Annotated in this window: 14 protein-coding genes and 2 pseudogenes; 12 read left to right on the top strand and 4 right to left on the bottom strand. The window is 63.2% G+C overall.

Annotated features, from left to right (window positions below; genetic code table 11):
- Positions 1-56 precede the first annotated feature (56 nt).
- The 3 genes and pseudogenes from ACUYM2_RS12610 to ACUYM2_RS12600 all read left to right on the top strand — a co-directional run.
- Positions 57-938, top strand: a pseudogene (locus tag ACUYM2_RS12610) (TadA family conjugal transfer-associated ATPase); the annotation flags it as partial.
- A 41-nt stretch (positions 939-979) separates the two neighbouring features.
- Complete coding sequence (locus tag ACUYM2_RS12605; protein ID WP_481600364.1) at positions 980-2,533, top strand: recombinase family protein; 1,554 nt, start codon at positions 980-982, stop codon at positions 2,531-2,533.
- Positions 2,530-2,733: a hypothetical protein gene (locus tag ACUYM2_RS12600; RefSeq protein ID WP_481600363.1), complete on the top strand. Its 204-nt coding sequence runs from the start codon at positions 2,530-2,532 to the stop codon at positions 2,731-2,733. Before ACUYM2_RS12605 ends, ACUYM2_RS12600 begins: the two co-directional genes overlap by 4 nt.
- Here ACUYM2_RS12600 and ACUYM2_RS12595 read toward each other — a convergent pair.
- Positions 2,730-3,314: a recombinase family protein gene (locus tag ACUYM2_RS12595; protein WP_481600362.1), complete on the bottom strand. Its 585-nt coding sequence runs from the start codon at positions 3,312-3,314 to the stop codon at positions 2,730-2,732. The genes ACUYM2_RS12600 and ACUYM2_RS12595 overlap by 4 nt on opposite strands.
- A 324-nt stretch (positions 3,315-3,638) precedes the next feature.
- On the opposite strand from ACUYM2_RS12595, the gene ACUYM2_RS12590 reads away from it, so the two are divergent.
- Positions 3,639-4,580: a DUF2971 domain-containing protein gene (locus ACUYM2_RS12590; protein ID WP_481600361.1), complete on the top strand. Its 942-nt coding sequence runs from the start codon at positions 3,639-3,641 to the stop codon at positions 4,578-4,580.
- Between the two features lie 568 nt (positions 4,581-5,148).
- Here ACUYM2_RS12590 and ACUYM2_RS12585 read toward each other — a convergent pair.
- The 3 genes from ACUYM2_RS12585 to istA all read right to left on the bottom strand — a co-directional run bounded on the left by ACUYM2_RS12585 (position 5,149) and on the right by istA (position 8,227).
- On the bottom strand, positions 5,149-5,601 hold the full coding sequence (locus tag ACUYM2_RS12585) for a hypothetical protein (RefSeq protein WP_481600360.1): 453 nt from the start codon (positions 5,599-5,601) through the stop codon (positions 5,149-5,151).
- A gap of 308 nt (positions 5,602-5,909) precedes the next feature.
- The gene (gene istB, locus ACUYM2_RS12580; RefSeq protein ID WP_476975977.1) at positions 5,910-6,689 is read right to left on the bottom strand and encodes an IS21-like element helper ATPase IstB; all 780 of its coding nucleotides are present in this window, start codon (positions 6,687-6,689) and stop codon (positions 5,910-5,912) included.
- Positions 6,686-8,227, bottom strand: coding sequence for an IS21 family transposase (istA, locus tag ACUYM2_RS12575; RefSeq protein ID WP_476975978.1), 1,542 nt, complete (start codon positions 8,225-8,227; stop codon positions 6,686-6,688). The genes istB and istA overlap by 4 nt, the downstream gene beginning before the upstream one ends.
- Before the next feature lie 1,128 nt (positions 8,228-9,355).
- On the opposite strand from istA, the gene ACUYM2_RS12570 reads away from it, so the two are divergent.
- The 8 genes and pseudogenes from ACUYM2_RS12570 (at position 9,356) to ACUYM2_RS12535 (ending at position 15,101) form a co-directional block, all read left to right on the top strand.
- Positions 9,356-9,721, top strand: a complete 366-nt coding sequence (locus ACUYM2_RS12570) for an HIRAN domain-containing protein (protein ID WP_481600359.1) — start codon at positions 9,356-9,358, stop codon at positions 9,719-9,721.
- 594 nt (positions 9,722-10,315) lie between these two features.
- Complete coding sequence (locus tag ACUYM2_RS12565; protein WP_481600358.1) at positions 10,316-11,521, top strand: hypothetical protein; 1,206 nt, start codon at positions 10,316-10,318, stop codon at positions 11,519-11,521.
- A gap of 226 nt (positions 11,522-11,747) precedes the next feature.
- Positions 11,748-12,095 (top strand): annotated as a pseudogene (locus tag ACUYM2_RS12560) (CpaF family protein); the annotation flags it as partial.
- Positions 12,095-12,949 carry a type II secretion system F family protein gene (locus ACUYM2_RS12555; RefSeq protein WP_481600357.1) on the top strand — a complete coding sequence of 285 codons (855 nt, stop codon included), beginning with the start codon at positions 12,095-12,097 and terminating at the stop codon, positions 12,947-12,949. The pseudogene ACUYM2_RS12560 and the gene ACUYM2_RS12555, both read left to right, overlap by 1 nt.
- Positions 12,950-12,957: 8 nt before the next feature.
- Entirely contained in the window at positions 12,958-13,887 is a 930-nt protein-coding gene (locus ACUYM2_RS12550) for a type II secretion system F family protein (RefSeq protein WP_481600356.1), read from the top strand.
- 76 nt (positions 13,888-13,963) lie between these two features.
- Entirely contained in the window at positions 13,964-14,224 is a 261-nt protein-coding gene (locus tag ACUYM2_RS12545) for a hypothetical protein (RefSeq protein ID WP_481600355.1), read from the top strand.
- Positions 14,225-14,311: 87 nt separating this feature from the next.
- Positions 14,312-14,656, top strand: a complete 345-nt coding sequence (locus tag ACUYM2_RS12540) for a TadE family protein (RefSeq protein ID WP_481601485.1) — start codon at positions 14,312-14,314, stop codon at positions 14,654-14,656.
- On the top strand, positions 14,637-15,101 hold the full coding sequence (locus ACUYM2_RS12535) for a hypothetical protein (RefSeq protein ID WP_481600354.1): 465 nt from the start codon (positions 14,637-14,639) through the stop codon (positions 15,099-15,101). The genes ACUYM2_RS12540 and ACUYM2_RS12535 overlap by 20 nt, the downstream gene beginning before the upstream one ends.
- The last annotated feature ends 28 nt before the right edge of the window (positions 15,102-15,129 follow it).

Genomic DNA, 15,129 nt, shown 5'->3' with positions numbered 1-15,129 from the left:
TTTAACCCCAGTTGCACTGCCCCAGGGGGATGGGTAGCGGTCATGTTGGGGGCACCGTGGAAGCTGTGCGCATCGTCGAAGGCGAAGTCCGTGAGTTGATCCGTCGCCGCGGGCTGGACCCGCTGCGGCAGAGCGGCGAAGTCCGCCGCCTGGTGGAAGAGGCGATCAGCGACTACGACGAGCGTGCGCTGCTGGCGCCGCTTCCGCCCATCGGCCCGCTGGAGCAGGCCCGCAGGTTCGTCTTCGACGCGGTGGCGGGTTTCGGCGCCCTGCAGCCCTTGCTCGACGACCCGGCTATTGAAGAGATCTGGCTCAATGCGCCGGACGAAATCTTTGTGGCCCGCAACGGTGAATCCGAGCTGACCTCGATCGCCTTGACGGACCAGCAGGTCCACAGCCTCGTCGAACGCATGCTCAAGAGCTCGGGGCGGCGGCTGGATATTTCCTCGCCGTTTGTGGATGCCGCCCTGCCGGACGGTTCGCGCCTGCACGTGGTCATCCCGGATGTGACGCGGCGGCACTGGGCGGTCAATATCCGCAAGTTCGTGGTCAAGGCCAGCCGGCTCGAACACCTGGTGGAACTGGGCACCCTGACGCCGCAGGCGGCCCGCTTTCTGGGGGCCGCCGTCGCAAGCGGGCTCAACATCCTGGTCTCCGGAGCCACGCAGGCGGGCAAAACCACCATGCTCAACTGCTTGGCCGCCAGCATCGGCACGCGGGAGCGGGTGGTGACGGTGGAGGAAATCTTCGAACTGCAGTTCCCGCTGCGTGACGTGGTGGGACTCCAGTGCCGGCAGCCGAACCTTGAGGGGGAGGGCGAGATTCCCATGCGGCGGCTCGTGAAGGAGGCCCTGCGGATGAGGCCGGACCGGCTCGTGGTCGGCGAGGTCCGCGAAGCCGAAAGCCTGGACATGCTAATCGCTTTGAATTCCGGGCTTGCGGATAGACGTTCAGGCACAACAAGGATTAATATCCGGCCATGGAGAGTGCGGCCTTCATCTACTGCAGGATCAGCCAGGACCGGGACGGAGTAGGGCTCGGTGTTTCGCGGCAGGAGGAAGACTGCCGCAAGCTGGCGGCAGACCGGGGGCTCACGGTTTCGCGGGTTTTTGTGGACAACGACATCAGCGCCTATTCCGGCAAGAAGAGACCGGCTTACTCGGAGATGCTTGCCGCCCTTGAGCGCGGCGAAGCAACAGCAGTCCTCTGCTGGCACACTGACAGGCTGCACCGCAGCCCGTTGGAGCTTGAGGCATACATCGACGTTTGTAAGGCTCACGGGGTTAGGACCTTCGCCGTAAAGTCCGGCGAACTTGACCTCGCCACCGATGCGGGGCAAATGATTGCCCGCATGCTCGGCGCAGCGGCCCGGTACGAGTCCGACCAGAAAGCCACAAGAGTCCGCAGAGCTATGGAGCAGAAAGCCATCAAAGGGGAATGGCTGGGAGGTGGCCGCCCCTTCGGATGGCGATTTGTGGACGGCACTCCAGAAGCTGACCCCATAGAGGCTTCAGCCATACGCGATGCGTGCAATGCAGTTCTCCAAGGACAAAGCCTTGGATCAATCGTTGCCAGGCTGAACACGTCGGGGATCGCAACAAGCGTTGGCAAGCCTTGGGGCTACGCGCAACTGCGGCAGATGCTGATGCGCCCGAGAAACGCAGGTTTCGCGGTCTACAAAGGGGAAGTGATCGGTCCGTCGACGTTCCCCGCACTGGTTTCGGAGGACGTTTGGCGTGCTGTTGTGTCCGTTCTTACCGACCCTCAGCGCCGACGCTCCCAGTCCAACAAGGCGCGGCATTTGTTGGCGGGCATCGCGCAATGCGAGTGCGGATCCTTGGTACGGTCGGCCACCGCGACTGGTCGAAAAAATCAGAAATACATGGTCTATCGCTGTCATGAAAAAGGGCGGGGTCACGTCGGCAAGAGGATTTCTTATGTGGACAGTGTGGTGAACCGACACATGATCGCCTACAAAACCATGGCAGCACAACGGGCAAGCAATTCGGTGCCAACGCAGGAGCTGGAGGAACTTGGGGCCGAAGGCGCCGCCCTGAGGGAGCGTCTGAACGAAGCGGCACTTTTGGCCGCTGACGGGGTGATAACGATGGGCCAGTTGGCAACGACCTCGGCCCGCATACGTTCCAAACTGGAAGACACGGAACGACGTTTAGAAGAGGCCGCTCTATCTGCTCGGCTGCCAGAAAGCAGGTTTCGCCTATGGGAACCGGATATGAGCGGCCCCCATGCCGCGGAGTGGTTCGACAGCCCTATCGATAGCCGCCGGGACTACGTCCGGCAGGTCTGCAATGTCATTCTTCTCCAGCATTCCCAAGGCTCTCCCAGAATTTTCGATCCTGACACTGTGAGAGTCGTCGTGAAGACGAGGAATGATCCGCGGGGACCACTCGCCAAAGAAGCGATTCTTAATCTGGTTGCCGCATGGCGGGAGGATGATGCAGTTGCAGTCTCCTCCGCGGCCGACTGCCCCACACCGTGGACTGTCATCGGCGGGACAGAGGTGAATACGTGACTGACGGCAACAAGGATTTTGAGGTGCTGGTCGACATCCCTGGACTGACGCTGGTACGCGTCGACGGCACCATGCACTTCGACGTGATTCCTGGCTTCCGGACTCGAGAGCAAGCGGAAGCAATTCTGAGCGAGTTTGGGGACGTGAATTGGCCGGACGAGGACCAGGGAGCGGGAGGCGGCTCTGTGGCCGCCTCCTAGACTCCAGCCAGTTGGGAGATGCGGCGGTACAGAGTTGCCCGCGACATCCCTAGGTCGCGCGCGACTTGGGCAGCCGGCTTGCCGCCCTCGATCAATTTCTTTGCGTTCCCGATCTGGCTGTCGGTGAACTGCGCCTTGCGGCCCCCCAAGTCCAGCCCTTTCGCGCGACGCTTGCTCACGCTGTCGTTGATGCGCTCGCGCTTGATGGCAAGCTCCATTTCAGCCAGCCCCGCCATAACTGTGAACATCATCTGGCCCATCGGAGTGGCGGTGTCGACATTGCCGCCGCCAAGGTTCAGGACGCGGAGATTGATTCCGCGGTCCTTCAAATCGGTGGCGAGGTTCAGCATGTTTTGCGTAGACCGCCCCAAGCGGTCGAGCGTGGCGACTACGAGGGTGTCACCCTCCTGAAGTGCGGCAAGGGCCTGATCCAGCCCGGCGCGGTTGGCCTTAGCCCCGCTGACGCCCCGATCCATGTACAGGTCGTCGCGGCGGACGCCCGCCGCGAGGATGTCTGTCTCCTGGCAGTCGGTATCCTGGCCCTTCGTGGATACCCTGGCGTACCCGATAAGTTTCCCCATGACTTCCTCCCGAAAGTGTCTCGCAAGGGTGTTTGAATACACTCAGATTAACAGACGCTTGTGAGACATGGTAGCGAGACAGCATGGCCCCTTAATTTGCGTGGGACCGAAGGTGTCTCATCGTGCTGTCTCGTAACCGATCGGTTGTGAGACGCCCTGAGGGTGTCGGCATGCGAGTCATCACGTTTCTGCCCCGATGTGCTCGTTGATTTCCGGCCATGACAGACCGCTTTTCTTTCGCCTGAGCAAAACAGGCGGTTGGGAGCTCCCGTCAAACGCCCAATTCACGCGCCCTCTCGGGGGCTCATATGCCATAGTGGACGGGTGATTAAGGCAGAACTGATTGAGCGCGCGAACGCTTACTTGATGGACTTTCAAGATGCACTTCCTGATCTTGACGCAGCTCCTCTGCCAGCTTCGGTGCATCACTACACCGATGTTGGCGGCCTCATCGGAATTCTGTCCAGCAGGCGTCTTTGGTCGACGGACTATCGATTTCTGAATGACAGCTCGGAGCTCTCCTACACCGCCGATGTTGCTCGAGAGATCGTCCGCCGAGATTTTCTCGGGAAGCATGAGGGGTTGGCAGCAGTGTTTCTTGAGCACATCGCAGATGCCCCAAAGCCGGCAGTGTACGAGCGGACCCCTTACTACCTCACTTGCTTTTCCGACCAAGACAATTCATTGAGCCAGTGGCGTGCTTACGGCGGCAAACAGGGTTTTGCGCTTCAACTGCCGGGGGACATCTCACCTATCCCTGGATATAATGCCGCTGGCCGTCAAAATCCTGGCATTACCCTGATAAAAGTAATTTACGATCGGGCCTTCCACGAGGAGTATGTCTCGCGGCTAATTGAGCAACTCGTCGACCTTTGCAAAATGCCGGTGATGCAAGATGCAGTCGCGGACATCGGACCGATGGAAGTGCTGTCAACTTTCTTGCCCTTCTATTGGGGCCAGGTGGATAGGGCCTCGTACCGTTTCAAGCACCCCGACTTCGAGAGTGAGCGGGAGTGGCGCATGGTGCATTGGGGCGAGGTCCACGAGGAGCACTACCGGTCTGGAGAGACGGTTGTGCCGTACATTGAGATCGGCCTTCACTCAGCGACGATGCCAGGAACGGTGCTTCCCCTTCTTGGCGTTCGCCACGGACCAAGCACGGTTCCTGCGCAGACCCTATATGCGTTGGACCGCATCCTGTCGCGCAACGGTTACGCAAGCGCGGATTGCGAGCGAAGCGGCAGTGAAACTCCCGCTCGACTGTAGCCTCCGCCTGAGAGAATTCTGCGCCGTCGTAAGAAGACCGAGGACGAACCTAACACGTCACCGTGCGTCACCGGTTGAGGTTGTACCGGGCGCTCAAGGAAGTGATGATGCTGGAGTCTAGGTGACACCATGCGGGGTGGCGGGGTGGGGGTAACCCCTTCGCAGCGGCTAGCGCCCCCCGGCGGTGATAGCGGCTGGGGTTCTGTACGGGTTCGTGAACGCTGACGTGGGGCTAGGGCGGGGCCATCGAGTGCCCCGCCGCCCGCCTCACCAGGCCCTGACTACCTCGGTTCGTTCAACTTGCGAGGGGCAACGCGCTTCTTCCGCTTCCCCTTAGGGGCGTTCGCAATCCTTCCGCGCCGCGCCGCGCCCAGGCTGTAATACAGCCGCCCCCAGACACGCCAAAGCCCGGGACCTACCTGAGCGATTTCTCCGCCCCATCCGTCGGCGACTGTGCCGTCGACTGCTCCTACATCTTTGATTCCCAACTCTCTCCTTAACTAGATGGTGTTCCCACTTTTGTGGCCAAGACGGGCGAGCCCCAGCAGCTCGCCGCGACGCCAAGGGCCTACCGCTTGCGGTTGTGCTTGTACTCTTCCCAGTGCTCGGCCCCGCTCCTGGAGTCCGGCAGGTACTTGGAGCGCACCTCAGGCGAGTTATCCCAAGTTTCAGAAGGGACACCCTCACTCATCGCCCTGGCCCTCGCAGCAGCGTCCTCTTCGGCAGCTTCCTGGCCCGGCGTCTTTGCGGGAACGATCAAAGCATTCACGTAGTTGGCGTATTCCCTTTCGGCCCGGCCCCGAGCAGTCTGTCCGGCGCGCCGGGCTTCGTCTTCGGACCTGAACACCCTTGAATCGTTGGGTGCCTTCCAGCGATCAGAGCCGAGGGGTACGGGGTCCCAGTTAAGGGTGGCCGGGTCCGTCGGAGGGGTCGGGTCCGAAGCCGCTTCGGCCCCGGCGATATGCTCCTTACCGCTCTTCATGCGGCGGAAGTATTCATACCCGTCTGCTGATTCCGTCATATCTCGTGGTTCCTTTGCTTTTGGTTCTTGTTGATTTCCCTGGTTCTCCAGTGCCCCGGCACAGCTCCTGGGAGGCCGTGCCGGGCAGCCCAGAGCATGAGCGGGATGGAGGTCCTGCCGAGATCATCCGCGTCCGTCCAGAAATCGGCTCCGGGATGGCGGGCCCTGCGGACCTGTCAATGGCCAATAGTTTGTGCCCACGGGCGGCCAGCAAAAATGCCCGCTGGTGGCCATGAAAACTGCCCACTCATGGCCACGAGATCTGCCCACCGGGTGTTCGGTGGCGTTGGCCATGTTGGGGTGTGGGTTTAGTTCATTGGGGTGACTCCTTTTCCGGCCAGTGCCTGGCTGAGGCGGATCGATTCTCCTGAGGTCTGGCAGACATGCGCGTGGTGCAGCAGCCGGTCCACGGTGGCGGTGGCGAGGGTTTTGGGCATGAGCTCGTCAAAGCCGGCCGGATGCAGGTTTGAGGAAACCGCGATGGAGCGTTTCTCGTAGGCGGCGTCGACGAGGCGGTAGAGGCCCTCGGCCGCGTCCGTGCCCACCGGCAACAGGCCGATGTCATCGACCACCACCAAATCTGCGCGCAGGATCCGGGCGACGACTCTGGTGACGCTGTCATCGGAGCGGTGGGCGCGCATCAGAGCGCCGAGGTCCTCGAGCCGGAACCACGCGACCCGCAGGCCGGCCTCGACGGCTTGCTGGCCGAGGGCTTCAAGGAAGAACGTCTTGCCCGTGCCGGAGGGGCCGCAGATCACGACGTTTTCCTTCCGCCCGATCCATTCCAGCGTCCGCAGCGCCTGCTGCGTCGGTGCCGGGATCGAGGAGGCGTCAGGGTCCCAGGTGTCGAAAGTCTTCCCGGTCGGGAAGCCCGCGGCCTTGCGCCTGGTGGCGAGCATGGACCGGGACCGGCCGGCGACTTCCTCGACAAAGAGTGCCTTGATGACCTCGGCCGGTTCCCAGCGCTGGGCGCGGGCGGTCGCGATCAGTTCCGGCGCCAGCGCCCGCGCATGGGGCATCTTCAACTGCCGCATCAACGCCTCCAGCTCCGGCGCCAGTACGGGCGCGGTGACCGGGACCGGGCTCACGCGCTTTCCTCCAGGGCGCCGTCAACACGGGCGGCAACGGGTGGTCGGCCAATCGCCGCCCACCCGGCGGTGCCCTGGGTCAAGGACCGGGTCTCCCCGGCAGCATGGGTGGTCGTTCGCGTGCTCGCGGCGTTCAGGATCGAGGCCAGGTCCTTGTTCGCGAAGCGGCCATGGATGGCCGCAGTCCCGAGGGCCTGATCGACCTCGGACTGCCCGGCGATCTTCGCCAGGGCGACCGCTTCGGCCATCTTCACGTTCATCCGGGCCGTGCCCGCCGCTGCGGCCTCGAGCAGCCAGGTCCGGGCGCCGTCGCCGATGCTAAGGAACTCCGTCTCCGCGGCCGTCCTGGCTTTCACCGTGTACTCACCCGGGATTTTCGGCCGGTGGTCAGGGAAGTGGGCGTCGTTGATCGCCGGGCTGCCGGGCCGGGCGCGCCGGTGCCGGGCGACTTCCACCGGCCCCTGGCCGCCGAGGTGGACGATGATGACCTGCTCGTCGGCTCCGGCGCCGTGGGCGCGGACGAACACCCGCGCGCCGAGCAGATACGCCGGGACGGAGTACTGCCCGTTCTCGAAGGTGACCATCGGCGTGTTCTCCGGGACACTGCGGGAGAGCCCGAACGCGACGGTGTGCGCGGTGTCCGGGATCCGGTGCAACCGCGGCGCTTCCTCGGCCAGCATCGTCACGGGTTTGCGGCGGGTGGCCCGGTGCTCACGGTGGTTGACCTCGTCCATAAACGCCTGGCAGGCCGCCTCGATCTCGGCGAAGGAAGCGTAGTCGGCACGCAGGTTGGTGTCCTTGGGCACGATGTCGGCCTTGGCGACCTTCACCGAGGCCTCCACGCCGCCCTTGGACGCCGGGTCAGCCGGCTGGCAGGTCAACACCGTCACCCCGTAGTGGCGGGCGAACTCGACCGTCTGCTGGTTGCGCACCGGGACCCCGGCAACATGGGAAACCGTTACGGTCTTCTCGTTATCGGTCAGGACGTAGGTCGGGGCGCCGCCGATGACACGGAAGCTGCGGTCCAGCGCCGCGAACACGCTCGGCGCCGTCCGGTCCCGCAGCGCGATGACAATCCTGAAGCGGGACCATGCCAGCCAGGCCACGAACAAAACGGTCTTCTTCCCCTCGATCACGGGGCCGTCGCCGAAATCGTACTGAAGCCACATGCCCGGTTCCGTGATCCAGGGCCGGTGCACCCGGACATGGCCGAGCCGCCAGGCAGCGCGGACCTGGGCGACGGCCCGGCGGGTCGAGCGCTCCGAACCCTCGTAGCCGAGGTCTCGGAGTTTCGCGTGGGCTTTGTCGGCACGGATCTTGCCCTTGGACGCTTCTATCCATTCCTCGATCTTGGGCAGGTACGCATCGGTGACCCGGCCCCGGTAGACCGGTTCGGCGATCGGCTGGCCGGCGTCGCGGGCAGCGACGTGCCTGGCGACCGTGTGGTGCGAGCAGCCGGTGAGTTCCGCGGCGGCGCGCAACGATCCGGTCAGATCATACGCAGCGAGTATTTCCATGATTTCTCCGTCAAACTTCATTAGGGCCTCTTCCCGGGCGACTTTGGTGCGACTAGACACCGTCATCAAACCCCGGGGAGAGGCTCCCGCCGCTTAAGCGGCAGGGTTCAGTAAGGAAGTGGGCAGATCTCATGGCCACCAACGGGCAGTTTTCATGGCCGTCAGTGGGCAGTTCCGTGGCCGCCTACGGGCAGTTTTTCATGGCCGCTAACACGGACCCGTCGCTTCGCATTCACCTTCGCCGTCACCGCTTGGAGGTGACGCGGGTTTACACAGCGCCGACGGTCGTACTCGGTCTGCCCGTCAGCAGCAGGACCCCCGCAAAGGTGGTCGAGTTGCCGCGTCTGTGGATGCGGCCCAATAAAGACCAGATACATGAGTCGGTGTACCAGCCAGTCCTTACCGGAAACCTTGCAGTGCGCGTACCCCTCGCCGTCCAAACTGCCTGTCCATAACCAACAGCCAGTTAGGGGATCAACTGCGATCTGCGCGGCCACTTCCTCTAGCAGGCGGTCCAACTCGCCAAGGGGTAGTTGTTCCAGCAACCGCCCTTCGTGGCGCCGGCAGTGATCGAGCTTTATTGCTTCGGTGGCGCATCCTGGTTCGATGCATTTCGGGCGTGCGCGGAGACGTTTGCGGGCATGTGCTGCACAGAGTCCGTGAGAGTGGTGCGGCAAGCCGCAGTCGTCCAGAGTGCAGTGCCGACGGGGTGTTTTGGGCAAGGGAAGTATCTCCTATCGAATGCGCGTTTTTAAATGTCAGACATCCGGCTCCCGTGGCCTTGTTTCCCTTACTGGCGCGGGAAAACCGAATGACCCGGGGATGGGCTTTCGGAAGGTCGTTCTTACCTACTTGGGCGTCATGTCTACGGGGGCCATTGGTCGGTGCTTTGGAGGGCCCTTGAAGGGCCCGACAGCTCAGCCCCAACCACACGATCACATTGTTTTTGTAGCCGCCGGACCCTTCCAGATCAGTATCCGCAGATGCGCACGCCACAGACGGCTGTTGGCCTGTAGCGAACAAAGCCGCTGCCCTTACTGGCGCGGGGCCAGGTCCTGGAGTGGAGGGCAGTCTCGTGTGTCTTGGCTCCGAGAGGAAACGCCGAATCTCCGCACAGCGTTGAGTTTGATGGGGCATTAGGCTCGGCCCATGGAGCCGATCAAACGTCACAAGGTCAACTATGGACAGTCCATGACCTTCCCTGAACTGAAGACGACGCCGCGCCGCTGTGTCGGGCAGAGTTTCTATCTGAGTGACCGTGAGCGGCAGGCACTCGACATGCACCTTGCATTCCTGGTCCGAGACAGGCGCAACTCTGCCGACTTCAATGCGGTGGCTGTGGTCCGTGACGACTTTCGGAAGGTGGGGTACCTGTCAGAAGCGCAAGCCCGCACGCTTGCGCCGATCCTGGACGGTCTGGACTCGTTGCAAGTCACCTGCCGTCTGGATGGTTCGAGGCTTTGGCTGGACTTGCCAGCCCCGACAGCACTGAAGAAAGCGCTGGAAGCCAGTTGAGGGGCCTGACGTTCTGCCTGCCGATGAGGCGCACTTTAGGGGCGTCCCCGTTCGCCTCGCCATCGTGTCTAAGTCCGACTTTCAATCTCCCGGCCCTGCTGAATGTGTAGGTGTCCTCGAAGGGGCAAGGGGGATCGTGGCGACACGTGTGCCTCGACAAGCAGCGAGAAATATTTCGGGGTAGTCTCGGACGGTGATTGACGCATCAATGCCTGAAGCATGCCCTCCACCCGCAAGTGCGCCTACGGAGGGCATCTTTTATCGTTTGACCGAAGCGCATTTAACAATCGGAAGCATCCCGGTAAAAGGCTCCTGGCGGAAGCCATACAAGGGGCGCGGTCCATATTTTGGGCGGACTGACGTGTGTGGGGCCCATGCTTTCTCTGTTTTCCGAAGTCTCGATGCCATCCAAGAGGCCAGGAAGATCAACCCATGGGCTGCGAAGAAGTCATTAGCAGAGGTTGAAATACTTCCGCACATGGGTCATGTTCTGGAGACGCCAAGCGACGTTGCAGATACTCATCACGATTGGTGGACTTCACCATATGACTTGATTCCCCACGCGGTTGTAATCGAAGAGTCGAGGTAGGCAGCGTGATTGACTTCTACGGCTTACCACTCTTTGGCTCCCCGTTTGAGCACGTCGAGACCTATTTTGAGTACGACGGTATCCGCACGTTCGCGATGCGTTCCACTCGCCTACCCTTGTACTACATAGGTAACTGCGTAGAAGAGAGCGACGAGGAAGACACTCTGACGTTCTTGTTCGCCACGATGGGACCAGAGCGTTTTAACGCGGTTCGGGCGGGGCTCGTGGCGTTCCGCGACGTATTCGCTAATTCGTTGATTGATGGTCACTACGTAGTGACCTGGGACTTCACTAAGGAAGATCTTTCGTCTCCAGAGGTTCAGGTGATCGGTGGCAGCGATATCCCTGAGGCGTGGCTTCCGGCGGCGGACGCAAGACTTCAACTGAAGACGGACACGACGGTCGAGTATTCGCCGACTGAGCTTTCGAGAATTTCTGCCGAGCAGGGAAGGTCAATAATTGCCTTCGAGGTTGAATCATCGACAAATAATATAACCGAGTTTCCAACGAAGTATTCGGGCCGTTTGCAGACTGCCATTCAAGGCCAGCTTGATGCTTTGGCGCATGATTACAACAGCGCCAACCTTGCTGACGTGCAGACGACTGTAATTGGGCTTAGAGCAGCGTCGTTTGTCATTGTCTTGGCGGTCGATACCAGCCAAGTCTTGTTCGAGCAGGAACATGTAACTCGTGAAGTCTTCAGTCAGTTCCAGGCGCTCGTTGCCGTGGCTGCGAACGAAGACTCCAGAGCAATAATTGATGCACTCAGGTCTCATTCACGCCGAGTTCGATTGCGCTTCAAGGATTTGCTGGAACCCCTTGTGAAGACAGGGAGTGGTCTAGCCTTGGATACCGCCCTCGTAGGATCCGATGTGGTAAGTTCCACCCGCATGAGCGCTGAGTCAGCAGCTAAGGCTTTCAAAGCCTTAGAGGATGTGACACCCATCAGTGAAACACTGAGACTTTCACGCGCAACATTGACAGGCCTCACTCTCCGAACGAAGCGATTCGAGATATACGACGCGGCCTCTGCGAAGATTTACAAGGGCGCAATGACCGATGAGGCTCACGCCCAGGCGGATGGACTCACTGTCAGCAGCTCAAGCTTCGTGTCTGCAGTCATCCGTAAGGAAGTGTCTTTCGCCGGTGAGGATTCAGACTCCGAAGCAAGGTACGTCTTGGAAAGCATCGAAGCTATCTCGAACCAGTGAGGAGCGAGTCATTTCTGCCGGCAAACGGCTCCGCAGTCAACGAGAAGCAGAAAGTCGGTTCCACTTCGCCTAGTTCCTCATGCCGCTGTGCCCGGCTGCAGGCGCAGTGACGTGCGGTATTCGGCGAGATGATGGTTCCGGCCCGGCGGGGCCACGGGGGGGGGGTACGTAGGCCGGGCGGGAGCCGCGGAGCCTCCACGTCTCGGGATGTGCCTGAGAAATGTTCGGCCTGCCGGGAATGTGCACGATCCACGCCAACTCGGCCCACGACGCCGTCACCAAGATCTGCACGCTGCCGTTGCTGGCCGGGGACAACATTTCTAGTGCGTTCGTCGTCCCCACCGTTGCGTCCTGCATCGACCTGGTGGTCCACTGCAGTCGGCAGCCCGGCGGCCGCCGGCAGGTCACCGAAATCCTCTCGCTGGGGCGCAGGGTGGAAAACGGCATTATCGAGTCGTCCATGGTGTTTGATCTGCAGGACGGGAAGCTCCACGCGCAGGCCAATTCCATGCCGGCGGCGGAGAAGTTCGCCCGCTCCGGTTACGACGTCGCGGCGCTACTGGAGCGGCGCTGATGGCGCCGCTGTTGGGGGTGCTCGGCGGTACTGGATTGCTGTTGATCTGGTGGTCGGCCTGGGAACAGCCGCAGACGGCACAACGCCGGCCACGAGCCAGCCGGCTGGAGGACCTCCTGCGCGCCGCCGGCATTGAAAAAGTCAGCCGGCTGGGCCTGGTTGTGACGTGCACCGGAGTCTGCGCCTTCGTGACACTCGTGTTCTTCGCGGGTACCCGGTCCTGGCCAATTTCCGGCTGCTTCGGCCTGTTCGGCGGCTGGCTCCCGCTGGGCGCGGTGAAATGGCGCGCCAGGAAGCGCACAGCCATGCTCCGAGAGCTGTGGCCCGACGTCGTCGACCACCTCCGCTCGGCCATCCGCGCAGGGTTGTCACTGCCGGAGGCACTGATCCAGCTCAGCGAGAAGGGCCCGGCGGAGCTGCGGCCGCTGTTCCGCGACTTCGGCGCGGACTACCGGGCCGGCGGCCAGTTTGACCCCGCCTTGGCACGGTTGAAGGAACGGCTCGCCGATCCGGTTGCGGACCGGATCATCGAGGCCCTCCGGTTGACCCGGGAGGTGGGGGGATCGGACCTCGGCCGCCTGCTGGGCACGCTCGCCGAGTTCCTCCGGGAGAACGCCCGGACCCGGAGCGAGCTGGAGGCCAGGCAATCCTGGACTGTCAATGCCGCCCGGCTCGCCGTAGCCGCGCCCTGGTTGGTGTTGGTGCTGATGGCAAGCCGGCCGGAGGCCGTGGCGGCCTACAACTCGCCCGTCGGCGCAGCGGTCCTGATTGGAGGGCTGCTGGTCTCACTGTTCTCCTACGCCGTGATGTTGCGAATCGGTGCCCTGCCGCAGGACGAGCGGGTGCTCCGGTGAACGGGCTAATGGCAAGCGCGGTGGTCTGCGGCGTAGTCCTGGGCATTGGCCTCTGGCTGTCTATTGTGCGGCTGCCGTTCCTGCGGCCGGTCAGCTTCGCGGACCGCGTCGCTCCACAGCTCAAATCCCACAGTCTGGAATCGCGGCTCCTGCGCGCCGCACCCGGAAACGTCACGCCCTTCGGGCCACTTGAACGCATCCTGCGGCCGGTGGTCCGGGACGCGTTCAGGGCGCTGGGCAGACTCAACCCGGGCTCGACGGCGCTCAGCCGCCGGCTTGCCCGCGCCGGCAGCAGCAAATCCGCGGTGGACTTCCGCGCGGAGCAGCTGCTGTGGGCCGCCGGCGGCTTCGTAGCAGCCGCCGGGATCGTGCTGCTGGGAGGAACGGCCGGGCGCTTCAATCCGCTGTTCGCCGTGCTGATTGTGCTGGGCGCGGGCCTGGCCGGCTTCCTGTGCCGGGACTATGCGCTGGGGGCGCAGATCAGGAAACGCGAGGCCCGGATGATGGCGGAGTTCCCGAGCGTAGCCGAGCTGATGGCCCTGGCGGTCAGCGCCGGGGAGAGCGCCACCGGCGCGCTGGACCGCGTCGGCCGCAGGACCCAGGGCGAGCTGTCGACGGAATTTGCCCGGGTATTGGCCGATACCCGTGCCGGCAAGCCGTTGGTTGAGGCCCTTCAGGACTTTTCATCCCGGACGGAGCTGGGCCCACTGGTCCGGTTCGTTGACGGGCTGATAGTGGCGGTGGAACGCGGCACCCCGCTCGCGGAAGTCCTGCGCGCCCAGGCCCAGGACGTGCGGGATACCGCGAAGCGGGACCTGATGGAGTCAGCCGGCAAAAAGGAAATCGGCATGATGGTGCCACTCGTCTTCGGTGTGCTGCCGCTGACCGTGGTGTTCGCCGTGTTCCCGGGTCTTGCGGCCATCAGCCTGGGACTCTGAGCGAGCGGGACAAAGCATGGGGAAGTATCCGGATTATGCAGGAGCAGGAAGCGCAACATCAGACGAAGGGGAAACAGTGAAGAGTATCGGTATCCGCACGTTGTTACTGGTCAGGCTAGCGGGGACGCTGTTGTGGTGGTCCGCTTCAGGCGGCACGCAGCCGGGCAGGCAGGGCGGCCGGCCGCCCGGAAGCCGTGACGGCGGCGAACGCGGTGACGTTCCGGGCTGGGTGATGATCACCTTGATGTCGGCCGTCCTGGTCGCCGCCCTGCTGGCGCTCGCAGGCCCAGCGCTGGAGGGGCTCTTCAACCAGGCCATGCAAAAGGTCGGGCAGTAGGCGGTGCTGGCGGCCGGCAGGCGCGGGCACGCCGGCCGGGACGGGGAGGACGCGCCTCACGCCGGCCCTGAACGCGGCTCCGCCGTGGTGGACTTCGTCCTGGCCGGCAGCCTGCTCACCGTGTTCTTTCTCGCCATCATCCAGCTCGCCCTCGTACTGCACGTCCGGAACACGCTGATTGACGCGGCGGCCTCGGGTGCCCGGTACGGCACGTTGGCCGACCGCAATGCCGCAGACGCCACCGAGCGCACCACACAGCTGATCGGCGTGGCCCTCACTCCGGACTTCGCCCGGGACGTCAGCGCCGCCGAGACCACTTACGCGGGCATCCGCACGCTGGAGGTCACCGTCCGCGCCCCGCTGCCGGTCATAGGACTCATCGGACCCCGCGAACTGCTGGAGGTGAGAGGGCATGCCGCCATCCAGCCGTAGGGCGGACGACGCTGAGCGGGGGGCCGCGGACGACGCCGAGCGGGGGAGCGCCGTCGTCGAATTCACCTTCCTGTCCCTCCTGCTGATGGTGCCGGTGGTCTACTTCATCATCACGATCGGGCAGCTGCAGGGCGGCTCTTTCGCGGTGGTCGGTGCGGCGGAGCAGGCAGCCAAGGTCTATGTGGCCCAGCCGGACGCGGCAAGCGGCCGTGCCGCTGCCGAGCAGGCCGTGCAGCTTACGCTCGCCGATTACGGCCAAGCGGCGGACAACGCCAGCCTCGAAACCAGCTGCGTCCCGGCCGACTGCACGGCTGCCGGCTCCGCCCTGACCGCCACCGTCCGGCTGACGGTGCCGCTGCCGTTCGTCCCGTTCGGCGATGCCCTGCGGCTCGACGCCGGCCACCTCAGTGCCTCGGCCACCCAGATTGTTGGGCGGTTCCGGTGACCGCCCGCCCGTCCGGGCGCTCCGGCTG

It is taken from the genome of Arthrobacter sp. SD1074B, from assembly GCF_056780195.1.
Note: the sequence above shows the minus strand (reverse complement) of the source record. Positions and strands in the feature narration are given on the sequence as shown.

Coding starts and splice junctions, on each gene's coding strand:
- ACUYM2_RS12605 (WP_481600364.1), top strand. CDS start 980: ATGGAGAGTGCGGCCTTCATCTACTGCAGGATCAGCCAGGACCGGGAC.
- ACUYM2_RS12595 (WP_481600362.1), bottom strand. CDS start 3,314: ATGGGGAAACTTATCGGGTACGCCAGGGTATCCACGAAGGGCCAGGAT.
- ACUYM2_RS12585 (WP_481600360.1), bottom strand. CDS start 5,601: ATGACGGAATCAGCAGACGGGTATGAATACTTCCGCCGCATGAAGAGC.
- istA (WP_476975978.1), bottom strand. CDS start 8,227: ATGAAGTTTGACGGAGAAATCATGGAAATACTCGCTGCGTATGATCTG.
- ACUYM2_RS12570 (WP_481600359.1), top strand. CDS start 9,356: ATGGAGCCGATCAAACGTCACAAGGTCAACTATGGACAGTCCATGACC.
- ACUYM2_RS12555 (WP_481600357.1), top strand. CDS start 12,095: ATGGCGCCGCTGTTGGGGGTGCTCGGCGGTACTGGATTGCTGTTGATC.
- ACUYM2_RS12550 (WP_481600356.1), top strand. CDS start 12,958: ATGGCAAGCGCGGTGGTCTGCGGCGTAGTCCTGGGCATTGGCCTCTGG.
- ACUYM2_RS12535 (WP_481600354.1), top strand. CDS start 14,637: ATGCCGCCATCCAGCCGTAGGGCGGACGACGCTGAGCGGGGGGCCGCG.